Source organism: Neisseria sp. HMSC066H01, from assembly GCF_001837375.1.
Taxonomy (GTDB): domain Bacteria; phylum Pseudomonadota; class Gammaproteobacteria; order Burkholderiales; family Neisseriaceae; genus Neisseria.
Map to the genome: position 1 here is coordinate 186,747 of NZ_KV832189.1, position 20,093 is coordinate 206,839.

General features: G+C 50.1%; 21 protein-coding genes. 8 read left to right on the forward strand and 13 right to left on the reverse strand.

Translation table 11 applies throughout. The annotated features are described in order from the left end of the window. The first annotated feature begins 419 nt into the window (after positions 1-419). Complete coding sequence (locus tag HMPREF2551_RS01105) at positions 420-977, forward strand: hypothetical protein (protein ID WP_070836915.1); 558 nt, start codon at positions 420-422, stop codon at positions 975-977. An 83-nt stretch (positions 978-1,060) separates the two neighbouring features. On the opposite strand, the gene HMPREF2551_RS01110 is transcribed toward HMPREF2551_RS01105, so the two are convergent. The 3 genes from HMPREF2551_RS01110 to HMPREF2551_RS01120 form a co-directional block, all read right to left on the reverse strand. After that, the gene (locus tag HMPREF2551_RS01110; protein ID WP_049333916.1) at positions 1,061-2,371 is read right to left on the reverse strand and encodes an NCS2 family permease; all 1,311 of its coding nucleotides are present in this window, start codon (positions 2,369-2,371) and stop codon (positions 1,061-1,063) included. 229 nt (positions 2,372-2,600) lie between these two features. After that, complete coding sequence (gene miaB / locus HMPREF2551_RS01115; protein WP_036492978.1) at positions 2,601-3,923, reverse strand: tRNA (N6-isopentenyl adenosine(37)-C2)-methylthiotransferase MiaB; 1,323 nt, start codon at positions 3,921-3,923, stop codon at positions 2,601-2,603. Positions 3,924-3,994: 71 nt separating this feature from the next. After that, positions 3,995-4,390: a hypothetical protein gene (locus HMPREF2551_RS01120; protein WP_004519559.1), complete on the reverse strand. Its 396-nt coding sequence runs from the start codon at positions 4,388-4,390 to the stop codon at positions 3,995-3,997. A 198-nt stretch (positions 4,391-4,588) separates the two neighbouring features. Here HMPREF2551_RS01120 and hemL point away from each other — a divergent pair, with 198 nt between their 5' ends. Continuing rightward, positions 4,589-5,872 (forward strand): glutamate-1-semialdehyde 2,1-aminomutase, encoded by a 1,284-nt coding sequence (hemL, locus tag HMPREF2551_RS01125; RefSeq protein WP_070836825.1) that lies wholly within the window; start codon positions 4,589-4,591, stop codon positions 5,870-5,872. A gap of 79 nt (positions 5,873-5,951) precedes the next feature. Here the strand turns inward: hemL and HMPREF2551_RS01130 are convergent, their stop codons facing one another. Then, positions 5,952-6,416 (reverse strand): universal stress protein, encoded by a 465-nt coding sequence (locus tag HMPREF2551_RS01130; protein ID WP_003748822.1) that lies wholly within the window; start codon positions 6,414-6,416, stop codon positions 5,952-5,954. A 186-nt stretch (positions 6,417-6,602) separates the two neighbouring features. On the opposite strand from HMPREF2551_RS01130, the gene HMPREF2551_RS01135 reads away from it, so the two are divergent. The 6 genes from HMPREF2551_RS01135 to rpmG all read left to right on the forward strand — a co-directional run bounded on the left by HMPREF2551_RS01135 (position 6,603) and on the right by rpmG (position 10,847). After that, positions 6,603-7,379, forward strand: a complete 777-nt coding sequence (locus HMPREF2551_RS01135; protein WP_070836826.1) for a tRNA threonylcarbamoyladenosine dehydratase — start codon at positions 6,603-6,605, stop codon at positions 7,377-7,379. Between the two features lie 10 nt (positions 7,380-7,389). Beyond that, complete coding sequence (locus HMPREF2551_RS01140; RefSeq protein ID WP_070836827.1) at positions 7,390-7,857, forward strand: hypothetical protein; 468 nt, start codon at positions 7,390-7,392, stop codon at positions 7,855-7,857. Between the two features lie 92 nt (positions 7,858-7,949). Continuing rightward, on the forward strand, positions 7,950-8,852 hold the full coding sequence (locus HMPREF2551_RS01145) for a segregation and condensation protein A (RefSeq protein ID WP_070836828.1): 903 nt from the start codon (positions 7,950-7,952) through the stop codon (positions 8,850-8,852). Next, positions 8,849-10,177, forward strand: coding sequence for a branched-chain amino acid transport system II carrier protein (brnQ, locus tag HMPREF2551_RS01150; RefSeq protein WP_070836829.1), 1,329 nt, complete (start codon positions 8,849-8,851; stop codon positions 10,175-10,177). Before HMPREF2551_RS01145 ends, brnQ begins: the two co-directional genes overlap by 4 nt. A gap of 250 nt (positions 10,178-10,427) precedes the next feature. Beyond that, on the forward strand, positions 10,428-10,661 hold the full coding sequence (gene rpmB, locus HMPREF2551_RS01160) for a 50S ribosomal protein L28 (RefSeq protein ID WP_002216391.1): 234 nt from the start codon (positions 10,428-10,430) through the stop codon (positions 10,659-10,661). 30 nt (positions 10,662-10,691) lie between these two features. Beyond that, positions 10,692-10,847 (forward strand): 50S ribosomal protein L33, encoded by a 156-nt coding sequence (gene rpmG, locus HMPREF2551_RS01165; protein WP_003684373.1) that lies wholly within the window; start codon positions 10,692-10,694, stop codon positions 10,845-10,847. Positions 10,848-11,075: 228 nt separating this feature from the next. Here rpmG and nqrM read toward each other — a convergent pair whose 3' ends face one another. From nqrM to HMPREF2551_RS01210, 9 genes are all read right to left on the reverse strand, one after another. After that, complete coding sequence (gene nqrM, locus HMPREF2551_RS01170; protein WP_003680888.1) at positions 11,076-11,297, reverse strand: (Na+)-NQR maturation NqrM; 222 nt, start codon at positions 11,295-11,297, stop codon at positions 11,076-11,078. Between the two features lie 17 nt (positions 11,298-11,314). Further along, positions 11,315-12,385: an FAD:protein FMN transferase gene (locus tag HMPREF2551_RS01175; protein WP_070836830.1), complete on the reverse strand. Its 1,071-nt coding sequence runs from the start codon at positions 12,383-12,385 to the stop codon at positions 11,315-11,317. A 132-nt stretch (positions 12,386-12,517) separates the two neighbouring features. Further along, on the reverse strand, positions 12,518-13,735 hold the full coding sequence (nqrF, locus tag HMPREF2551_RS01180; RefSeq protein WP_049352532.1) for an NADH:ubiquinone reductase (Na(+)-transporting) subunit F: 1,218 nt from the start codon (positions 13,733-13,735) through the stop codon (positions 12,518-12,520). 13 nt (positions 13,736-13,748) lie between these two features. Beyond that, entirely contained in the window at positions 13,749-14,342 is a 594-nt protein-coding gene (nqrE, locus tag HMPREF2551_RS01185) for an NADH:ubiquinone reductase (Na(+)-transporting) subunit E (protein WP_070836831.1), read from the reverse strand. Positions 14,343-14,345: 3 nt separating this feature from the next. After that, entirely contained in the window at positions 14,346-14,972 is a 627-nt protein-coding gene (locus HMPREF2551_RS01190) for an NADH:ubiquinone reductase (Na(+)-transporting) subunit D (RefSeq protein WP_049329022.1), read from the reverse strand. Continuing rightward, the gene (locus tag HMPREF2551_RS01195; protein ID WP_070836832.1) at positions 14,972-15,748 is read right to left on the reverse strand and encodes a Na(+)-translocating NADH-quinone reductase subunit C; all 777 of its coding nucleotides are present in this window, start codon (positions 15,746-15,748) and stop codon (positions 14,972-14,974) included. Before HMPREF2551_RS01195 ends, HMPREF2551_RS01190 begins: the two co-directional genes overlap by 1 nt. Then, entirely contained in the window at positions 15,741-16,973 is a 1,233-nt protein-coding gene (locus tag HMPREF2551_RS01200; RefSeq protein ID WP_070836833.1) for an NADH:ubiquinone reductase (Na(+)-transporting) subunit B, read from the reverse strand. Before HMPREF2551_RS01200 ends, HMPREF2551_RS01195 begins: the two co-directional genes overlap by 8 nt. Before the next feature lie 2 nt (positions 16,974-16,975). Further along, the gene (locus tag HMPREF2551_RS01205; protein WP_070836834.1) at positions 16,976-18,319 is read right to left on the reverse strand and encodes a Na(+)-translocating NADH-quinone reductase subunit A; all 1,344 of its coding nucleotides are present in this window, start codon (positions 18,317-18,319) and stop codon (positions 16,976-16,978) included. Between the two features lie 336 nt (positions 18,320-18,655). Further along, on the reverse strand, positions 18,656-20,074 hold the full coding sequence (locus HMPREF2551_RS01210) for a sodium:proton antiporter (RefSeq protein WP_070836835.1): 1,419 nt from the start codon (positions 20,072-20,074) through the stop codon (positions 18,656-18,658). Positions 20,075-20,093: the final 19 nt, after the last annotated feature.

Below are 20,093 nucleotides of genomic sequence, written 5' to 3' on the forward strand. Positions count from 1 at the left end.
GGGTTCGATTCCCCGTGGGCGTGCCAGTTTTCAAAAAAACGCAATCTGTTTCAGATTGCGTTTTTTTATTGCATTTACTGTTTGTGTTCTAAGGCCGTCTGAAACGCTTAGCAACTCAAGAGACAGAAGTGTGTAAAATCAATTGCCCAGACTTTTTGTCGTTCTATATGTTTTTCAATCTTATTTTACCCTTGTCAAAACCCGATTTATTGACAACAGTATTCATCTTAAAAATTCCCAAACCTGAATTTACATGATTTCATATTTATAATTTCTTGATTTTATAAAATAAAAATATTTATTTGAACTTTTCCTAAAAAATGCCGTCTGAGATAAAGACAAGACGGAATATCTCTGTTAATGTGTAAATGTCAGCCGGCGTTTGCCGGTTTTTTATTGAAACCATTTGGGAGTCAATTATGAATATGAATGTTAAATTAATCGTTCCTGCCGTTTTGGCGGCTGTTGCCCTGACTGCATGTAGCAGCGGTTCTAAAGCCAAACCTGAAGCCAAAGCTGCGCCTACTGCGCAACAACAAACTCAAGCTCAGGCTCAACAAGCTCAAGCTCCAGTGCCTACTACTTTGAAAGTAGACTCTATCGACGGTACTAAAGAAGTTCACTACAAATGCGGTAAAGACGGCAAAGAGCCTCTGAGCGTCATGTACGGCTTCAAAGGCAACGAAGTTGTTGCCGCCCAAGTAAAATACAAAGGCCAAGTTACTGAAAACCTGTTCCGTATCACTGACAGCAGCAAAGATGTAAACGCATTCTGGGGCGGCAATGTTGCTTGGATTGCTGAAGCAGCTACTGCAGCCAACGTGGACAAAGTTGACGGCAACATGCTGACTATTCGAGGTACTACCGAAGTAAACGGCAAACAAGAAGTGGTTGACCAAATCGCTACCCGTTTCTGCGTATTGGACAAAGGTGCGAAAGCTGCCGCTAAACCAGCCGCTAAAAAAGTGAAAAAATAATTTTTTATCGACAGCTTTAAACGCTGGGTAAAATAAAACAGGCCGTCTGAAAAGTTTTCAGACGGCCTGTTCTTTTGAACAGTTTAACCCAAGAACCAGAATTTCAATGCCCACAACACGGCGACAATCCATACCATAGGCGGTACGTCTTGGGTGCGGTTGCACAAGAGTTTGATGAGTGCGTAGCTGATAAAGCCGAACGCAATACCGTCGGCAATCGAGTAGGTAAACGGCATGAAGACGATGGTCAGGAATGCCGGTGCGGCTTCGGTCATGTCGTCCCAATCGATTTCGCGCGCGCTGCGCAACATTTGCGCGCCAACATAGAGCAGGGCGGGAGCGGTAGCGAATGCTGGAATGCTTTGAACCAGCGGTGAGAAAATCAGACAGGCTAGCATCAGTACGCCGACGGTAACGGCGGTCAGGCCGGTGCGGCCGCCGGCAGAAACACCTGCCGCGCTTTCAACGTAAGGGGTGGTAGAAGACGTACCCAAGGCGGCGCCGGCGACGATGGCGGTTGAGTCGGCAAGCAGGGCGCGTTTCAAACGCGGCAGTTTGCCGTCTTGCAACAGGCCTGCGCGGTGGGAAACACCGACCAAGGTGCCGGTAGAGTCAAACAAGTCAACCAGGAAGAATACAAAAATCACACTGACCATGCTGACGGTAAACAAGCCTTTGAAGTCCATCTGCATGAAAGTCGGCGCAATGCTTGGGACTTCGCCGACCACGCCTTTGAACTCGCTCAAGCCCAAGACGGTGGAGACGGCGGTCAGCGTCAGAATGGTAATAATGATGGAGCCTTTAACGCGGAAGTGGCCGAGTGCAACCACCATGACAAAGCCTGCCATCGCCAGCAGGGCGGTAGGCTGGTGGATGTCGCCCAAGCCGACCAATGTGGCAGGATTGGCCACAATCACACCTGCGCCTTTGAGCGCAATCAATGCCAAGAAGAGGCCGATACCTGCAGCAATCGACATTTTCAAGCCCATAGGCAGCGCATTGACCAGCATTTCACGCACTTTAAAGAAGCTGAACAGGATGAAAATGATGCCGGAAATGAAAACGGCACCCAAAGCCACACGCCAGTCCACGCCCATGCCTTTGACGACGGCAAAGGTAAAGTAGGCGTTCAAGCCCATGCCCGGCGCAAGGGCGATCGGGTAGTTGCCGACAAAGCCCATCACGAAACAGCCGATGGCGGAGGCGATACAGGTGGCCACAAATACTGCACCCATATCCATGCCGGTTTCGCCCAAAATCAGGGGGTTGACGATGATGATGTAACACATGGCGAGGAAGGTGGTTAAACCGGCCATGATTTCAGTGCGGACGTTGGTCTGATTGGCACTCAGGTTGAACAATCGTTCCAAAACGCTTTGATTTGAAGAACTCATTTAAAAATATTCCTTTTGGGAAAGCCGCTTGCGGGACGGCATCGTCGGATTGGTCTGCAAAAAGTTTGGTTTTTGGCCTTAACTTCTCAACAGATAAGGGAATTTTCGGGCGGTATTATACTGAAAAGCCTTTTGTTCGGGTAATAAAAATACATGAATCAGATAATGCCGGGCCGAGCCAAGATAAAGGCCGTCTGAACAGTTTCAGACGGCCTTTGTTTGTGTGTGCTTATACCGGTTTGCCTTTCAGGGAGAAGGTGTAGGCTTCGGTGATTTCCAAATCGATCATTTGGTTGATCATGTCGGGTGTGCCGGTAAAGTTGACCACGCGGTTGTTGGCGGTACGGGCTTGCAGTTGGTCGGGGTCTTTTTTGGAGATGCCTTCGACCAAGCAGCGTTGAACCGTGCCGACCATGGTTTGGTTGATGCGCGCGGTTTCGGCTTCGATGACTTCGTTCAAAGCTTCGAGGCGGCGCACTTTTTCTTCGTGCGGCGTGTCGTCGTGCAGGTTGGCGGCGGGTGTACCGGGGCGCGGACTGTAAATAAAGACGAAGCTCAAGTCAAAGGCGATGTCTTTGACCAGTTTCAAGGTTTGCTCGAACTCGCGCTCGGTCTCGCCCGGGAAGCCGACGATAAAGTCGGAGCTGAGGCACAAATCAGGACGGATGGCACGCAGTTTGCGGATGATGGATTTGTATTCCAAGGCGGTGTAACCGCGTTTCATCGCGCTCAATACGCGGTCGGAACCACTTTGAATCGGCAGGTGCAGGTGGGAAACCAGCTTGGGCAGGTCGCGGTAGCACTCGATAATCGCATCGGTAAATTCGCGCGGATGGCTGGTGGTAAAGCGCAGGCGTTCGATGCCCGGGATTTCGTGGACGATGCGCAATAAGGTGGCAAAGTCGCAGATTTCGCCGTTTTCCATCTCGCCGCGATAGGCATTGACGTTTTGGCCTAAGAGGTTGATTTCTTTAACACCTTGTTGTGCCAAACCGGCAATTTCGGTCAATACGTCGTTGAGCGGGCGGGAGAATTCTTCGCCGCGGGTGTAAGGGACGACGCAGTAAGAGCAGTATTTGGAACAGCCTTCCATAATAGAAATGAATGCCGAACCGCCTTCTACGCGCGCAGGCGGCAGGTGGTCGAATTTCTCGATTTCGGGGAAGGAAATGTCGATTTGAGACAGGCCGGTGGTTTCTTTATCGACGATGAGTTTGGGCAGGCGGTGCAGTGTTTGCGGGCCGAAAACCACGTCCACATACGGAGCGCGTTTGACGATGTTTTCGCCTTCTTGAGAGGCAACGCAGCCGGCAACGCCGATGATGAGGTCGGGATTTTTTTCTTTGAGCGGGCGGACGCGACCTAAGTCGGAGAAGACTTTCTCTTGCGCTTTTTCACGCACGGAGCAGGTGTTGAACAAGATGATGTCGGCGTCGTCAGGTTGGGTAACCTGCTCGATGCCGCCGTGTTCTTCGGCGAGGACGGACAGCATTTTTTCGCTGTCGTACTCGTTCATTTGGCACCCGAAGGTGCGGATAAATACTTTTTTCATGGTTTGTTTTGATTGACTTGCTTGTTGTAAAAGGGTTCAGACGGCCTGTGAATATCCGGGCCGTCTGAAAGTTATTCTTCCGCCTGTTTTTGCGCTTTGGCGTGTGCGGCAAACCTGTCGGCCTCGGCGTCGGTCAGAATCCAGATTTCGCGGACGAGGCGGCTCTCTTCGTTGTATTTGAACGCGACGGCTTTGCCGGTTTGATTCAGCAGGCGGCCCATGGGGATGAAACGGTCGTTTTCATCGTGGATTTTGGTGAAGCGCGTGATTTGCAGTTTGGCCGCATTGCCGTCCACAATGCCCAAGGTCAGCAGGCGCGTCCAAGAAAAACCACCTTTGCTGACTTTCAGATAAGGTAAATCGACAGTTTTTAAAACGGCCACGTCCATATCGTCGGGCAGGCTGCGTTGTGCATGAACGAGGGAGGACGCCAAAAGGGCGAGGCTGAGTATGAATCCGCGTAACATGATGCTTTTCTTTTATTGTTTCAATAGGTCGCGGATTATAGCACAAGCAGGAAAAATGTGGATAGAGTGTTTGTTTTTAAAGAATAATTTTGATTTTGTGCCCGATTCTTATTTTGAAGCTTGGGCCGTCTGAAAAGGATTTGGTGTTAAAATGGCACCGATTTGATTTTCAGACGACCTCTTACGAAAGAATTTACCATGAACCGTAATGAAAGCTTGTTCAACCGCGCCAAAGCCATTATTCCCGGCGGCGTAAACTCTCCTGTGCGCGCATTCGGCAGCGTCGGCGGCGTACCGCGCTTTATCAAAAAGGCAGAAGGCGCGTATGTTTGGGACGAAAACGGCACGCGTTATACCGACTATGTCGGTTCTTGGGGCCCTGCGATTGTCGGCCATGCCCATCCCGAAGTCATTGAAGCCGTGCGCGAAGCGGCATTGGGCGGTTTGTCGTTCGGTGCGCCAACTGAAGGTGAAATCGTCATCGCCGAAGAAATCGCCAAAATCATGCCGTCCGTTGAGCAGCTGCGACTTGTCAGCTCCGGTACGGAAGCAACGATGACCGCCATCCGTTTGGCACGCGGTTTTACCGGCCGCGACAAAATAATCAAGTTTGAAGGCTGCTACCATGGTCATTCCGACAGTCTGTTGGTGAAAGCAGGCAGCGGTCTGCTGACGTTTGGCAACCCTTCTTCTGCAGGCGTGCCTGCCGACTTTACCAAACACACTTTGGTACTTGAATACAACAATATCGCCCAACTGGAAGAAGCCTTTGCACAAAGCGGCAATGACATCGCCTGTGTGATTTTGGAGCCTTTTGTCGGCAATATGAATCTGGTTAGGCCGTCTGAAGCCTTTGCCAAAGCCTTGCGCGAATTGACTGAAAAACACGGTGCCGTGTTGATTTACGACGAAGTGATGACCGGTTTCCGCGTGGCGCTGGGCGGTGCGCAATCTTTGCACGGCATCAAACCCGATTTGACCACTATGGGCAAAGTAATCGGCGGCGGCATGCCTTTGGCGGCATTTGGCGGCCGTAAAGACATTATGGAATGCATTTCCCCCTTAGGCGGCGTGTATCAGGCAGGTACATTGTCCGGAAATCCGATTGCGGTTGCAGCCGGTTTGAAAACGTTGGAAATCATTCAGCGCGAAGGCTTCTATGAAAACCTGACTGCCCTGACACAACGCCTTGCCAACGGTATCGCTGATGCGGCCAAAGCACACGGCGTTGAATTTACGGCCGACAGCGTGGGCGGCATGTTCGGTCTGTATTTTGCCAACCATGCACCGCAAAACTACGCCGATATGGCGCGTTCCAATATTGAAGGTTTCAAACATTTCTTCCACGGTATGCTCGACCGCAATGTCGCATTCGGCCCGTCCGCTTATGAAGCCGGCTTTGTTTCCGCCGCGCATACGCCCGAGCTGATTGACGAAACCATTGCTGCGGCACACGAAGTGTTCAAAGAAATGGCGAAATAAAAGCTGAAGCTGTGATGTTGAAAAAAGGCCGTCTGAAAAATATTCAGACGGCCTTTCGCTATTTTAAATCAATGCTTGATTATGCTTCTTCGGCTTTGCTGCGGATAATCAGCAGAGGCAGGTGGCTTTGGCGCATAACGGTTTCGGCGAAGCTGCCCATCAGCAGGTGCATCAGGCCGGTACGGCCGTGTGTGCCGAGTACCAACAGGTCGGCGCCGTTTTCGTCGGCGTAGTCAACCAAGTCTTGAGCCATTTCGCGCGCGCCTTTGTTGGCGACCAACAGGTGTTTTACGATGTTTTCAACGCCGTTTTCACGCGCTGTTTTTTCTGCGAAATCCAAAACTTCGTTACCTTGGGCAACGGCGGCGGCTTCGTAGCTTTCGTGTTGCAGGAATTCAGGCGCCAAAGCCATGTATTCGGCAGGGTTGGCAACGTGAACCAAAGTCAGTTGGGCTTTGTTGAGGCTTGCCAGTTCGGCGGCATGTTTCAATGCATTGAGGGAGGTCTCGCTACCGTCAACGGCTACAACCAGATGTTTGTACATATTCATTCTCCTTTTGCGCCGAGTAGCGGCACTTTCGTTTAATATGAAATCAGAACTTGTCTGAATGTGAAACGATTATAAACTCTTTCGGGCAGGTACAACAGCCCATCTGCTTTCAAGTATAATGTCTGTCCGAATCGCCTGTCGCGTTTTTCATTAATTTATTGATATATCACAAGGTTACTTATGCAGGACGCCGCTTTTCTTTCTTCGCGCCGCTTTGGCGGCATTGCCAGACTTTACGGAGACGAAGCACTGGCGCGCTTTTCGTGTGCGCATGTGTGCGTGGTCGGTGTTGGCGGCGTCGGCTCGTGGGCGGTGGAGGCTTTGGCGAGGAGCGGTATCGGTCGTTTAACGCTGATTGATTTGGACAATGTTGCCGAGTCCAATGTTAACCGCCAGTTGCACGCTTTGACCGATGATTTTGGCAAGGCAAAAGTTACCGCTTTGCGCGAACGCATTGCCCAAATCAATCCGCAATGCGAAGTAACGGAAATTGAAGATTTTGTGACCGAAGACAATCTGGACGAGCTTTTCAGACGGCCTTTTGACTTTGTCATCGACGCCATCGACCAAATCCGTGTAAAAGCGGCGATGGCGGCGTATTTCGTGCAACATAAACAACCGTTTATTATCAGCGGCGGAGCGGGCGGACAGAAGAATCCGGCGTTGATTCAAACCGCCGATTTGAGCCGCGTTACCCACGATCCGCTGCTTTCCAACTTGCGCTACACCTTGCGCAAACGCTACAGCTTCAGCCGCGATACCAAAGAAAAAATGCGCGTGCCTTGCGTTTATTCAACCGAGAATATTACGCCGCCACAATCCGGCGAAGTGTGTTCGACCGATGCCGCGCCGCAAGGTTTGTCCTGCGCGGGCTATGGGGCGAGTATGCTGGTAACGGCTTCGTTTGGGCTGTATTGCGCGCAGGCTGCGGTGGAGCATATCGCAGGGCGGAAGTGAGGGGTAGGAAATGGGTAAGAGCCGATTTTTTAAAGCCTACTTTATCGCCAGTCTGATTTATGCGGTATGGTTCGGCGTGTTGATGTATGCTGTCGATCCGATGTTTTTCGATGTGATGGAATGCAATACGCTGCCCGGCGATTATTTGTGTGTGCAAAGCGGTTATACCCGCCCGTTCACCACTTTTCTTTATCCGTTTCTGTCCATCGTGATCTTCAGTCTTGTGCACGCCGGTATCATGAAATGGCGCAAACGCCGTTCGGTTAAAATGATTTGGTTTTTGGTCGGCTGCGAAAGTTTGCTGTTGTCGGCTTTGATGGTGGCGATGCTGGCGAGGGATGGTTTTGTGTTTTCCCGTGATATCGGCTCGGTACTGACGGGTACGGTTTTCGCCAGCCTGCCGCTGTTGGGCATGGCCTTGGCTCAGACCTTTGCCGTTGCCATTGTTTCTTTGCAAATCAATCGTAAAAACCGCTGATTTTTATATTAAAAACGGATCGTCCTCGTTTCAGACGGCCTTTTGTTGATGAAACTTCTTACTAAACTTAAAAAGAAAAAGACCCTTTAACCATGCCTTCAGAACACCTTATTTCTTCCACTGCTGCAACGCCGTCTGAACATACCGTTGCGTGGGTGTTCGGTCAGCCTGTTACCGATGTGCCGCAGGATTTGTTTATTCCGCCTGATGCGTTGAAGGTGGTATTGAGCAGCTTCCAAGGGCCGTTGGATTTGCTGCTGTACCTTATCCGCAAGCAAAATATCGATGTCCTCGATATTCCGATGGTGAAGATTACCGAACAGTATCTGCACTATATTGCCCAAATGGAAGCATATCAGTTTGATTTGGCGGCGGAATACCTGCTGATGGCGGCGATGCTGATTGAAATCAAATCGCGCCTGTTGTTGCCGCGTCCTGAAGAAGTTGAGGATGAAGAGGCGGACCCGCGTGCCGAGTTGGTGCGCCGTCTGTTGGCTTACGAACAAATGAAACTGGCGGCTCAAGGCTTGGACGCGTTGCCGCGTGCCGGACGTGATTTTGCTTGGGCGTATTTGCCGCTGGAAATTGCGGTCGAAGCGAAGTTGCCGGAAGTGTACGTTGCCGATTTGACGCAGGCTTGGTTGGGTATTTTGTCGCGTGCCAAGCATACGCGCAGTCATGAAGTGGTGCGGGAAACCATTTCCATGCGCGCGCAGATGACGGCGATTTTGCGCCGTTTGAACGAAAGCGGTATCAGTAAGTTTAGTGATTTGTTTAAGCCGGAGCAGGGTGCGACGTATGTGGTGGTCAATTTTATTGCATTGCTGGAACTGGCCAAAGAAGGCTTAGTGCGTATCGTACAGCCGGAAAATTATGGCGAAATCGAAATCAGCCTGAAAGACGGTTTGGAAACAAACGAAGCCGAAATGCTTTCAGACGGCCTTGAAATCGATGAAGCCGATAACGGGTATTTGGAAAAAGAGAATTTAAGATGAATTCGACGACAAGTCGCAGCAAGGCCTCTTTATGGGCGGTGGGTTTGATGCTGTTTGCGCTGTTTTTCGGTGCGGGTAACTTAATTTACCCGGCTTATTTGGGGCAGCAGGCAGGCGAAAACTGGCTTTCGGCAATGTTCGGCTTTTTGTTGACCGGGGCGGGGTTGCCACTGCTGGGCGTGATTGCCGTCGGCTATTCCGGCTCGCGCGATGTGGAAGCGCTGGCTTCCCGTGTTGCTCCTTGGTACGGCGTGACTTTTGCCGCCGCGCTTTATCTGGCAATCGGCCCCTTGTTTGCCATGCCGCGTACGGCAACGGTATCTTTTGAAACCGCCATCTCTCCTTTCATTGATGAATCTTGGAAAAGCATCGCATTGGCCGTATTCAGTCTGGTGTTTTTCGGCATGACTTATTGGCTGTCGATTTCTCCGGGGAAACTGGTTGACCGTATCGGTAAAATCCTTACGCCCGTTTTATTGCTGGCAATTGCAATATTGGTCGGCTACGCCGCTATTAACCCGATGGGTATGCCACAGACTGCACAAGGCGATTTTGCCGCTCATCCGTTGGTTAAAGGTATTTTGGAAGGCTACGGCACCATGGACGCGCTGGCTTCGCTGGTGTTTGCCATTATCGTCATCGATGCCGTTCGCGCCATGGGCGTGGACAACCGCGCGGATTTGCTGAAGACCACGACGATTTCCGGTGTGTTGGCGGCTTCTTGTTTGGCAGTGGTTTACTTGTTTATCGGCTATATGGGTGCGACAGGTGTGGCCGGTATCGGCTTGCAGGAAAACGGCGCGTTGGTTTTGTCTAAAACCGCACAGCACTATTTCGGTACGGCCGGTATTGTGTTGCTTGGCGTCATGGTGCTGCTTGCCTGTCTGAGTACGGCGGTTGGCTTGATTACTTCATGCGCCGAATATTTCAACCGTCTTTGCCCGGGTATTTCTTATAAAGTCTTTGTGATACTGAATACGGTGGTGTCTATCCTGTTGGCCAATAAAGGCCTGTCAGCGATTTTACATTTTTCTATTCCAATGTTGATGCTGTTGTATCCGCTGACCATCGTCATCATTCTGCTGGCTTTGACGGATAAACTGTTCGGCGGCGGCCGTATTGTCTATTTCTGCACCATGATGGCGGCCCTTATGGTCGGTTTGCTCGATGTCTATAAAGCTGCGTTTGGATTTAATGCCGACACTGCTGCTGCTATCGAGCGCGCATTGCCGTTTTACAATATCGGTTTGGGGTGGGTTGTTCCCTCTTTAGCCTGCTTTATACTCGGCTGCGTTTTGAATGCGGCGTTGAAGAAAAAAGCATGATGACAAGCAGGCCGTCTGAAATTTTCAGACGGCCTGCTTATTTCGCCGACCACGCAAACGACAGATGATTTTTTTAAAGAAATCCGTTATAATTGAAAAGTTAAGGCTTTGCGAGATACCGTTTCGCAGATGCAACATATTGAGAAGGTTTATTTCCACAAATCCCGTTTTTTCAGTAAACGACTTGAACTGAAGGCGGATTTCGTGGTATAAATCGCGTTTTACTATTTTAGAAGTTTGGAGACTAACCATGGCACGAGTTTGCAAAGTGACCGGTAAGCGCCCGATGTCTGGCAATAACGTATCACACGCCAACAACAAAACCAAACGTCGTTTTTTGCCTAACTTGCAATCACGTCGTTTCTGGGTAGAAAGTGAAAACCGCTGGGTTCGCCTGCGCGTTTCTAACGCTGCATTGCGCACCATCGATAAAGTAGGCATTGATGTCGTATTGGCTGATTTGCGTGCTCGCGGCGAAGCTTAATTTAAACACCATTAATTAAGGATTACTGCAATGCGCGATAAAATCAAACTGGAGTCCAGCGCTGGTACTGGTCACTTCTACACAACTACTAAAAACAAACGTACTATGCCTGGCAAACTGGAAATCAAAAAATTTGACCCAGTAGCCCGTAAACACGTTATTTACAAAGAAACTAAATTGAAATAATTCGGTTTCTTCCAAGAAAAAGCTCCTGTTTTGCAGGAGCTTTTCTTTTTATTTCATGATTAGTTTGGAGTGGTCTTGATTTAAACGGGTGGGCAAGATATTTTTGGATTGCTTTGGAAGAGGCAAAACAAAAGAGCGTGTATCTATTGGGATCACGCTCTTTTGTTTTTCAGACGGCCTGATGGGGGATAAACAGCCTTGAGTTATGAATAAACATTCAACAAAGACTTAATGATCGACCTTGATGCCTTGATTGTCGGAATGTTGTTTTTTATCCAGCTCTTTTTGCAAAGTATCGCATGGCGTGTCGCAATCGCACATTTTCTTCATGCCGAGAGAGGAAATGCCGCCGCAGCTGCCTTTGATGGTGCGTTTGGAGAAAATATAGCCGACTGCCATGCCGAGGATGACAATGATAAAGATGCCGAAAGTCAGAAGGAGGGTTTTCATGTGTGTATTCCTGAAGGTTAGTTTAATAATTTCTTGAATGCGCTGGACATTTTAGTATGGTAGCCGCCTTGCGGGGTTCGGATGATAAGGAAAACGGCGAGATTTTCTTGCTCGGCAAGTTTAAGCGCTTCGGTTTCTCCGAGAACGAACAATCCGGTGGAAAGGCCGTCTGCAAGTGTGGCGTTTTCTGCTACTACGCTGATGGAGGCGAGGTTGTGGCTGATGGGTTGTTTGGTTTTGGGGTTGATGATATGGGAAAGGCGACGGCCTGACTTATCGACATGGAAAATGCGGTAGTCGCCGGATGTGGCCAGTGATTTATTGTCCAATGGAATGGTGATTTGGGTCGCGCCGCCTTGAACGATATTGGGTTGCTCGATGCCGATACGCCAAGGGTTGCCTTGCGCATTGCGGCCTTTGCCATGCAACTCGCCGCCGATTTCTACCAAATAATTACCGATATTGAGTTTTTCAAGTTCGGCGGCGGTTTTATCTACACCAAAGCCTTTGGCGATGGAGGATAGGTCTAAATAGACTTCGGGATGGGTTTTGGCAAGTGTAGGCTGTTGTCCGTCTTGGGAAAGTTTGAGTTTGTCCGTACCGACCATTTCTGAAGCATGTTGGATTTCTTGTGCGGTCGGTTCGTGCGTGATTTCTTTTTGCGGGCCGAATCCCCAAAGGTTGACCAAAGGGCCGACGGTTACGTCCAGTGCGCCGTGCGTCAATTTGTTTAAACGCAAGGCTTCGCCGGTTACATAGGCAAAGTCTTGGGAAATGGGCATGGCCTGATTGACGGTGCGCAGCTGGTTGAATTGGCTGATTTCGGAATCGGTCTGGTAGGTAGACATTTGCCGATTGACTTCTTTAAGCGCGTCATCAATGCGTTTTTGTATTTCGGCAGGGGAGGGGAGTTTGTCTTGGCCGTCTGAAAGGTATTTGACGGTATAGGTCGTGCCCATGGTCTCGCCTTGCAGGGTGATGGTTTGTTGTTGTTTTTCAGGTTGACAGGCAGAGAGTGTAAATGCGGAAAAGATGGCAACGGTGCAACCGATTATCGGACGGTAAAACGAATTGGAAAGAAACGGCATAAGGGATTTGAGGATTATTTTTTGAAGCCTTTATTGTATCGTAAAAGAAAGGTTCAGGCCGTCTGAAAGTATGATTTTCAGACGGCCTGGCAATAAAAAAGGAAGAAACCGAAGTTTCTTCCTTTTTGTTGGTTAGCCGCCGAAATCGTCCAAGAGGATGTTTTCGTCTTCCACGCCCAAGTCTTTGAGCATTTTGATCACGGACTGGTTCATGATTGGAGGGCCGCACATGTAGAATTCGCAGTCCTCCGGTGCTTCATGGTTTTTCAGGTGGTTTTCGTAAACCACGTTGTGAATGAAGCCTGTGTAGCCGTCCCAGTTGTCTTCAGGCAATGGGTCGGACAGGGCGACGTGCCATGTGAAGTTTGGGAATTCTGCTGCGAGTTGGTCGAAGTCTTCGACATAGAACATCTCGCGTTTAGAACGGGCACCATACCAGAAGGTAATCTTACGTTTGGAGTTCAAACGTTTCAGCTGGTCGAAAATGTGGGAGCGCATCGGCGCCATACCCGCACCACCGCCGATAAATACCATTTCGGCATCGGTATCTTTGGCAAAGAATTCGCCAAACGGACCGGAAATCGTCACTTTATCACCGGGTTTGAGTGACCAGATGTAGGATGACATTTGTCCCGGAGGCGCATCAGGTACGCGTGGAGGCGGTGTGGCGATACGCACGTTCAGCATGATGATGCCTTTTTCTTCTGGATATGAAGCCATAGAGTAGGCACGCAAAATCGGCTCGTCCACTTTGGAAACGTATTGCCACAGATTGTATTTGTCCCAGTCTTCGTGGTATTCCTTAGGAATATCAAAGTCTTTGTAGGCAACAGTATGAGGAGGGGCTTCAATTTGGATATAGCCGCCGGCGCGGAAAGGAACTTCTTCGCCTTCGGGAATGGCAAGCTTGAGTTCTTTAATGAACGTTGCTTTGTTGTCATTGGAGATGACGGTGCATTCCCATTTTTTCACACCGAACACTTCTTCCGGTACTTCGATGTCCATGTCGGTTTTAACGTTGACCTGACAAGACAGACGGCAGCCTTCGCGCGCTTCGCGTTTGCTGATGTGGGACAACTCGGTTGGCAGAATGTCGCCGCCGCCGCTTTTCACGACAACGCGGCACTGGCCGCATGAGCCGCCACCACCACAGGCGGAAGGAACGAAGATGCCTTGGCTGGCAAGCGCACCCAGCAGTTTGCCGCCGGCAGGCATCGTCAGCTCTTTTTCGTTATTGACTTTGATGGTGATGTCGCCCTCGCTCACCAACTTGGATTTGGCAAACAGAATCATCAGTGCCAAAACCAAGACAATGACGGTAAACATCACGATACCTAAAATAATCTCCATGCCGATTCCTTTCTTATAACTGGATGCCGGAGAACGACATAAACGCCATTGCCATCAGGCCAGCGGCGATAAAGGTAATGCCCAAGCCTTTGAGACCTTTAGGGACATCCGAATATTTCATTTTTTCGGTAATGCCCGCCAAAGCGACAATGGCCAAAAGCCAGCCCAAACCTGCACCGAAACCATATACAATGGACTCGCCGAAGTTGTATTCGCGTTGCGCCATAAACGATACGGCACCGAAAATCGCGCAGTTTACGGTAATCAGAGGCAGGTAGATACCCAATGCGTTATAGAGGGCAGGGACGAATTTGTCCAAGAACATTTCCAAAATCTGCACCAAAGCAGCAATCACGCCGATGAAGGTGATGAATTTCAGGAAGGTCAGGTCCACGCCTTCAACCAGCGCGCCGTCTTTCAACAGCGAGTAAACAAGTTGGTTGGCTGGGACGGACAGGCCGAGTACGAAAGTTACGGCAACGCCCAAACCGAATGCAGTCGATACTTTTTTAGATACCGCCAAAAATGTACACATCCCCAAGAAGAAGGAAAGTGCCATGTTTTCCAGAAAGACGGATTTTACAAAGAGGCTTAAGTAATGTTCCATGTGTTATTTCTCCGCCTGTTCAGGTTTCCAAGTGCGCAGACCCCATACCAAGAAGCCGATGATGAAGAACGCGCTAGGGGCGAGCAGGAACAAGCCGTTGGTTTGATACCAGCCGCCATCTTGTACGGTTTGGAAAATGGTGTAGCCAAAGAGCTTGCCTGAGCCGATCAGTTCGCGGATGGTGGCGATGATGATCAGCATCATGCCGTAACCTGCACCGTTGCCGATACCGTCAACCAAGCTCTCTAAAGGAGGCTCTTTCATGGCGAATGCTTCGGCGCGGCCCATCACGATACAGTTGGTAATAATCAGGCCGACGAATACGGACAGCTGTTTGGACAGCTCATAGGCAAAAGCTTGGAGCAGTTGGTCAACCAGCGTTACCAAGGAAGCAACAATCGCCATTTGCACAATAATACGGATGCTGTTGGGGATGTAGTTGCGTACCAATGAGATGAAGAAGCTGGAAAAACCGGTTACCAAAGCTACAGAAATACCCATTACGATGGCCGTCTGAAGTTTGGTGGTAACCGCCAAAGCCGAACAAATACCCAAAACCTGCAAGGCAATCGGGTTGTTGTCGATAAAGGGTGAAAACATCAAATGTTTCAAGCGTTTCATGTCAGCCATTATTGTGCTCCTGCTGATTTCAATTTGTTCAGGTAGGGGATATAGCCGTTTTCGCCGAACCAGTAGTCGAACGAACCTTGCACACCTTTAGACGTCAGCGATGCGCCGGAGAGTGCATCTACGCCGTGTTCTTTGTCTGAGCTTGCGCCTTTGCCAACGTGCAGGGCAAGTTTGCCTTGTTCGTCAAAGAGTTTTTTGCCGACGAATTTTTGTTGCCACAACGGATTGCCGATTTCGCCGCCCAAGCCCGGAGTTTCGCCTTGGTCGTAGTAGGTAATGCCGTTGATGGTGTTGCCGTCAGGTTGGATGGCGACGAAGCCGTACATGACTGACCACAAACCGTTGCCGTGCATAGGCAGGATGATTTGGCTGACTTTGCCGTCTTCGCCTTTTACCAAGTAAACCTCAGTGTATTTGGCACGGCTTTTGATGCCTGCCAAATCGTCTTCAGGTTTGATTTGGATGCTTTGGGCAGGGTCTTTGCCGGCAACGCGTGCGCTGAAGTCTTTAGGCGCATCGGCGACGTATTCGCCGGTAGCCAAGTCCACGACACGTTGCTCGATACGCTCGGCAAAGGTTTTGCTGATGTCGGTGTTTTTATCCATCAAACCGGCTACGCTCAAGATATAGCCTTGTTTGTCTTGGAGTTTTTGTTTCTCTTGGATTGGTTTCAAGCCAACGACCGCACCAGCAACGATGATGGAACAAATCAGGCTGACAACCAATACTACAATCAGCGTGCCGCTGAAGCTGTCTTTATCGAATTTCTTAGCCATTGCTGCGCGCCTTTCTGCGTTTGATATTCGCTTGTGCGACGAAATAGTCGAAAATCGGGGCAAACAGGTTGGCAAACAGAATCGCCAACATCATGCCTTCGGGGTAAGCAGGGTTGACCACGCGGATCAATACGCACATTACACCGATAAGCGCGCCGTACCACCATTTGCCGACATTGGTAAAGGAAGCGGAAACAGGGTCGGTCGCCATAAACAGCATACCGATGGTGAAGCCGCCGACCACCAAGTGCCAGTACCAAGGCATGGAGAACATGGCGTTGGTGTCCGAACCGATGAAGTTAAACAGAGAAGACATGGCAATCATACCGATCATCACGCCGGCGATAATGCGCCAAGAGGCAATACGGGTGAACACGATAAACGCGCCGCCGATTAAGAGAGCCAAAGTGGATACTTCACCGATAGAACCGGGCACGTTACCGATAAACGCATCCATCCAAGAAATGGTTTGACCGGTTACAGCGTTTTTCAGGCCGTCTGCACCGTGTGCCGCCCATTGCGCCAAAGCAGTGGCACCTGAATAGCCGTCAACCGCAGTCCAAATGGTATCGCCGGTAATGTTGGCAGGGTAGGCGAAGAACAAGAACGCACGGCCTGCAAGAGCAGGGTTCATGAAGTTTTTACCTGTACCGCCGAATACTTCTTTCGCAACCACAACGCCGAAAGAAATACCCAAAGCTGCTTGCCACAAAGGCAGGGTAGGAGGAACGATCAAAGCAAACAGAATCGAAGTCACGAAGAAACCTTCGTTGATTTCGTGTTTGCGCACAGTGGCGAACAAAACTTCCCAGAAACCGCCCACAACAAATACAGTCGCGTAAATCGGCAGGAAGAAAATCGCGCCGAACAGCATTTTGCCCAACACGCCTGCTTCAGACGACATATTGATGCCCAAAGCGTTGGCAAGGGCGTAATGCCAGTCGTTGGCGATGTTTTGTTGCAACAAATCGGGCGTTAACGCACCGAATGCCTGTACGCCGACGTTGTACATGCCGTAGAACATGGCAGGGAACAGAGCCAGCCACACCAAAATCATCATGCGCTTGGAGTCGAGCGCGTCGCGGACGTGGGCCGCTTTGCGCGTTACCGCGCCGGATGTATAGAAAATCGTCGCCGCAGCTTCGTAGAGGGCATACCATTTTTCATGTTTGCCGCCCGGCAGGAAGTGCGGTTCGATTTTTTCAAGAAAATGTTTCAAGCCCATAATCAGCCTTCCTTCTCAATGGTTTCCAGCACCTTGCGCAACAGCGGGCCGTATTCATATTTGCCCGGGCAGACGAAACTGCACAAAGCGAGGTCTTCTTCGTCCAATTCCAAGCAACCCAATGCCTGAGCGCTGTCGGTATCACCGACGATTAAATCGCGCAAGAGCAGGGTAGGCAGGATGTCCAACGGCATCACGCGCTCGTAAGTGCCGATCGGTACCATGGCGCGGTCGCCGCCGTTGACGGCTGTGTTGAACTTGAAGAGTTTGTTTTTCAGGAAATGACCGAGGGTTGTGCGCGTGATGGAGTATTTGTCCGGCTGCGGCGCAACCCAGCCGAACAGCTCTTTGCTGCGGCCTTCTTCGATAACGGAAATCTGATTGTGGTAGCGGCCGAGGTAATCGTGCGCGCCTTGTGCAATCGCGCCGTTCAATACCGAGCCGGAAATTACGCGGTTATCCGCGTCAACCAATTCGCCGGCGGTAATTTGCGATACTTTTGCACCCAGAACGGTACGCAAAAGGCGCGGTTTGTTGACTTGGGAGCCACCCAAGGCAATCACGCGCTCGGTGTTCAGACGGCCTGTAGTAAACAAACGTCCGATGGCAATCACATCTTGATAATTGATGGTCCAAACAGTTTTGTTCGCACCGACTGGCTCGATGAAATGAATGTGGGTGCCACTCAAACCGGCAGGATGCGGGCCACCGAACTCATGTGTTTCGATATTGGCAGCGTTTGCAGACGGCACATCCGCACCGGCAGCTTTGCACACATGGATTTTACGTTCGGTCAGGCGGCTCAATACTAACAGGCCGTGTTTGAAGTCTTCGGCGGCTTCTTTGATGATGACCGTAGGATCGGCAGCCAGGGGATTGGTGTCCATCGCATTGACGAAGATGGCGAACGGCTCGGCATCGACGGCAGGAATTTTGCTGAACGGACGGGTGCGCAGCGCAGTCCACAAACCGGATTGAATCAGGTTGCGGCGCACCTCTTCGTTGCTCAATTTTGCCAACGCTTCAGGTGCGTAGCGTTCGAACTCGATTTCGTCGTTGCCTTCAACGGCAATCACGACTGACTGAAGTACGCGCTTTTCGCCACGGTGAATCGCGGCGATTTTGCCTGAAGCCGGAGCGGTAAATACTACGCCCGGATTCTTTTTGTCTTCAAACAGCACTTGGCCTTTTTTGACGGCTTCGCCTTCCTTGATTTTCATCGAGGGGCGCATGCCGACATATTCTTCGCCAAGCAACGCGACTTCGGTGATGGCCGGACCGTCATAAATGACTTGCTCCGGTCTGCCCGCGATGGGCAGGTCTAAGCCTTTTTTTATCTTAATCATAAGGATGCGTTACTTTTTGGTGGGTTGATATTCGGATGTCGGATTGTTTTTTCAGACGGCATGTAATGCTTTGAAACAAAGGACGGGCCGTCTGAAAAAAGCAGAGGTTTGCTATAAAAACAACGAATAAACGCAAACAACAAAGCTTTAGATTTTATCAGGTATAGGCTGCTTTATGTCAGTTTTACGCTTATTTTTACGGGAAAGTGGGAAAAAAGTAGGAATATGTAATCGAGTGTTAAGGGGAATAATTTTTAACTGATTGATATTTAAACGCTATGTTTGATGATGTAGCTGAAAATAAAAGGCCGTCTGAAATTCAGACGGCCTCTAAGTTTAAAAGAGCTGCCAAACGAAGAAAATCATCGTATGCAGGGCAAACAGCGGTACCAATACAATCACCGACCATGCCATATAGCCGAAGAAGGAAGGCATCGGTACGCCGCGTTGTTCGGCAATGGCTTTTACCATGAAGTTCGGCGCATTACCGATATAAGTGAGCGCGCCCATAAATACAGAGCCCATGGATACTGCCAGCAGAGAATGGAACAGATGGCCTGTCATCAAGGCTTGGGCATCGCCACCGGCCATATTGAAGAACACCAAATAAGTCGGCGCGTTATCCAAGAATGCCGACAAAATGCCGCTCATCCAGAAATACATCACATTAATCGGGTTGCCTGCCGCGTCGTGAACCAGAGAAACGACAGCGCCCAGTGCGCCTGCTTCACCGGCTTTCAAAATCGCCAAGACGGGCGAAATGGTAATGAAGATACCCAAAAACAGTTTGCCCACTTCGGCAATCGGCTCAAAGTTGAACTCATTGCCTGCGCGTACTTGTTTGGGCGTAATAATCCAAGATACGGCGGTCAGAGCCAGCAAAATACCATCGCGTGCCAAGTTTTGCAGTGCATAGTGGCTGCCCAAAATCTCGAAACCCGGATGATTCGGCTGCCACAGACCGGAGAGCAAAACTGCGCCGACTACGCCGGCCAGCAACAGGAAATTCCATTTGCCGTAAATTTTGACTTTCTCTTCGGTTTCGGTAGAAGCAGGGACAAGGTGTTCGCGTTGTTCACGATGAAAATGTCTGCTGTCGATGATGTAGAAAACAGTCAGCAAAACCACGGAACTGATCAATACAGGCATCAGCATGTGTTTGACGGTCCACATGAAATCTACGCCTTTCAGGAAACCCAAAAACAGCGGAGGATCGCCCAACGGCGTCAAGCCGCCGCCGATATTCGCTACCAAGAAAATGAAGAAAATCACGATGTGAACACGATAGTAGCGATTATGGTTGGCTTTTAAAAGCGGGCGAATCATCAACATCGCCGCGCCTGTCGTGCCCATGACGGATGACAAAGCCGTACCGACTACCAACAGGGTGGTGTTTAATTTCGGCGAGCCGTGCAAGTCGCCGCTGACAAAAATACCGCCTGAAATGGTATAGAGCGCCAAAAGCAACAGAATAAAGGGGATATATTCTTCAACCAACGCATGGGCAACGGTATGCACGCCTGCTCCGAAACCAAAGGTTACGATAAACGGCGTCAAAAACAGCAGCGTCCAAAACGCTGTAATTTTACCGAAGTGGTGGTGCCAAATACGGGAGAAAAACAGAGGTCCGAGTGCAATGGATAAGAGAATCAGTGCAAACGGCAGACCCCAAAGCAGGCTTGCGGATGAGCCGTCAAAATCGGATGCCGCAGCAGGAAAGGCGGCAAGAAGCAGTAAAAATGAGAGAGAGCGCATAGTATTTCCTTTTTATTCT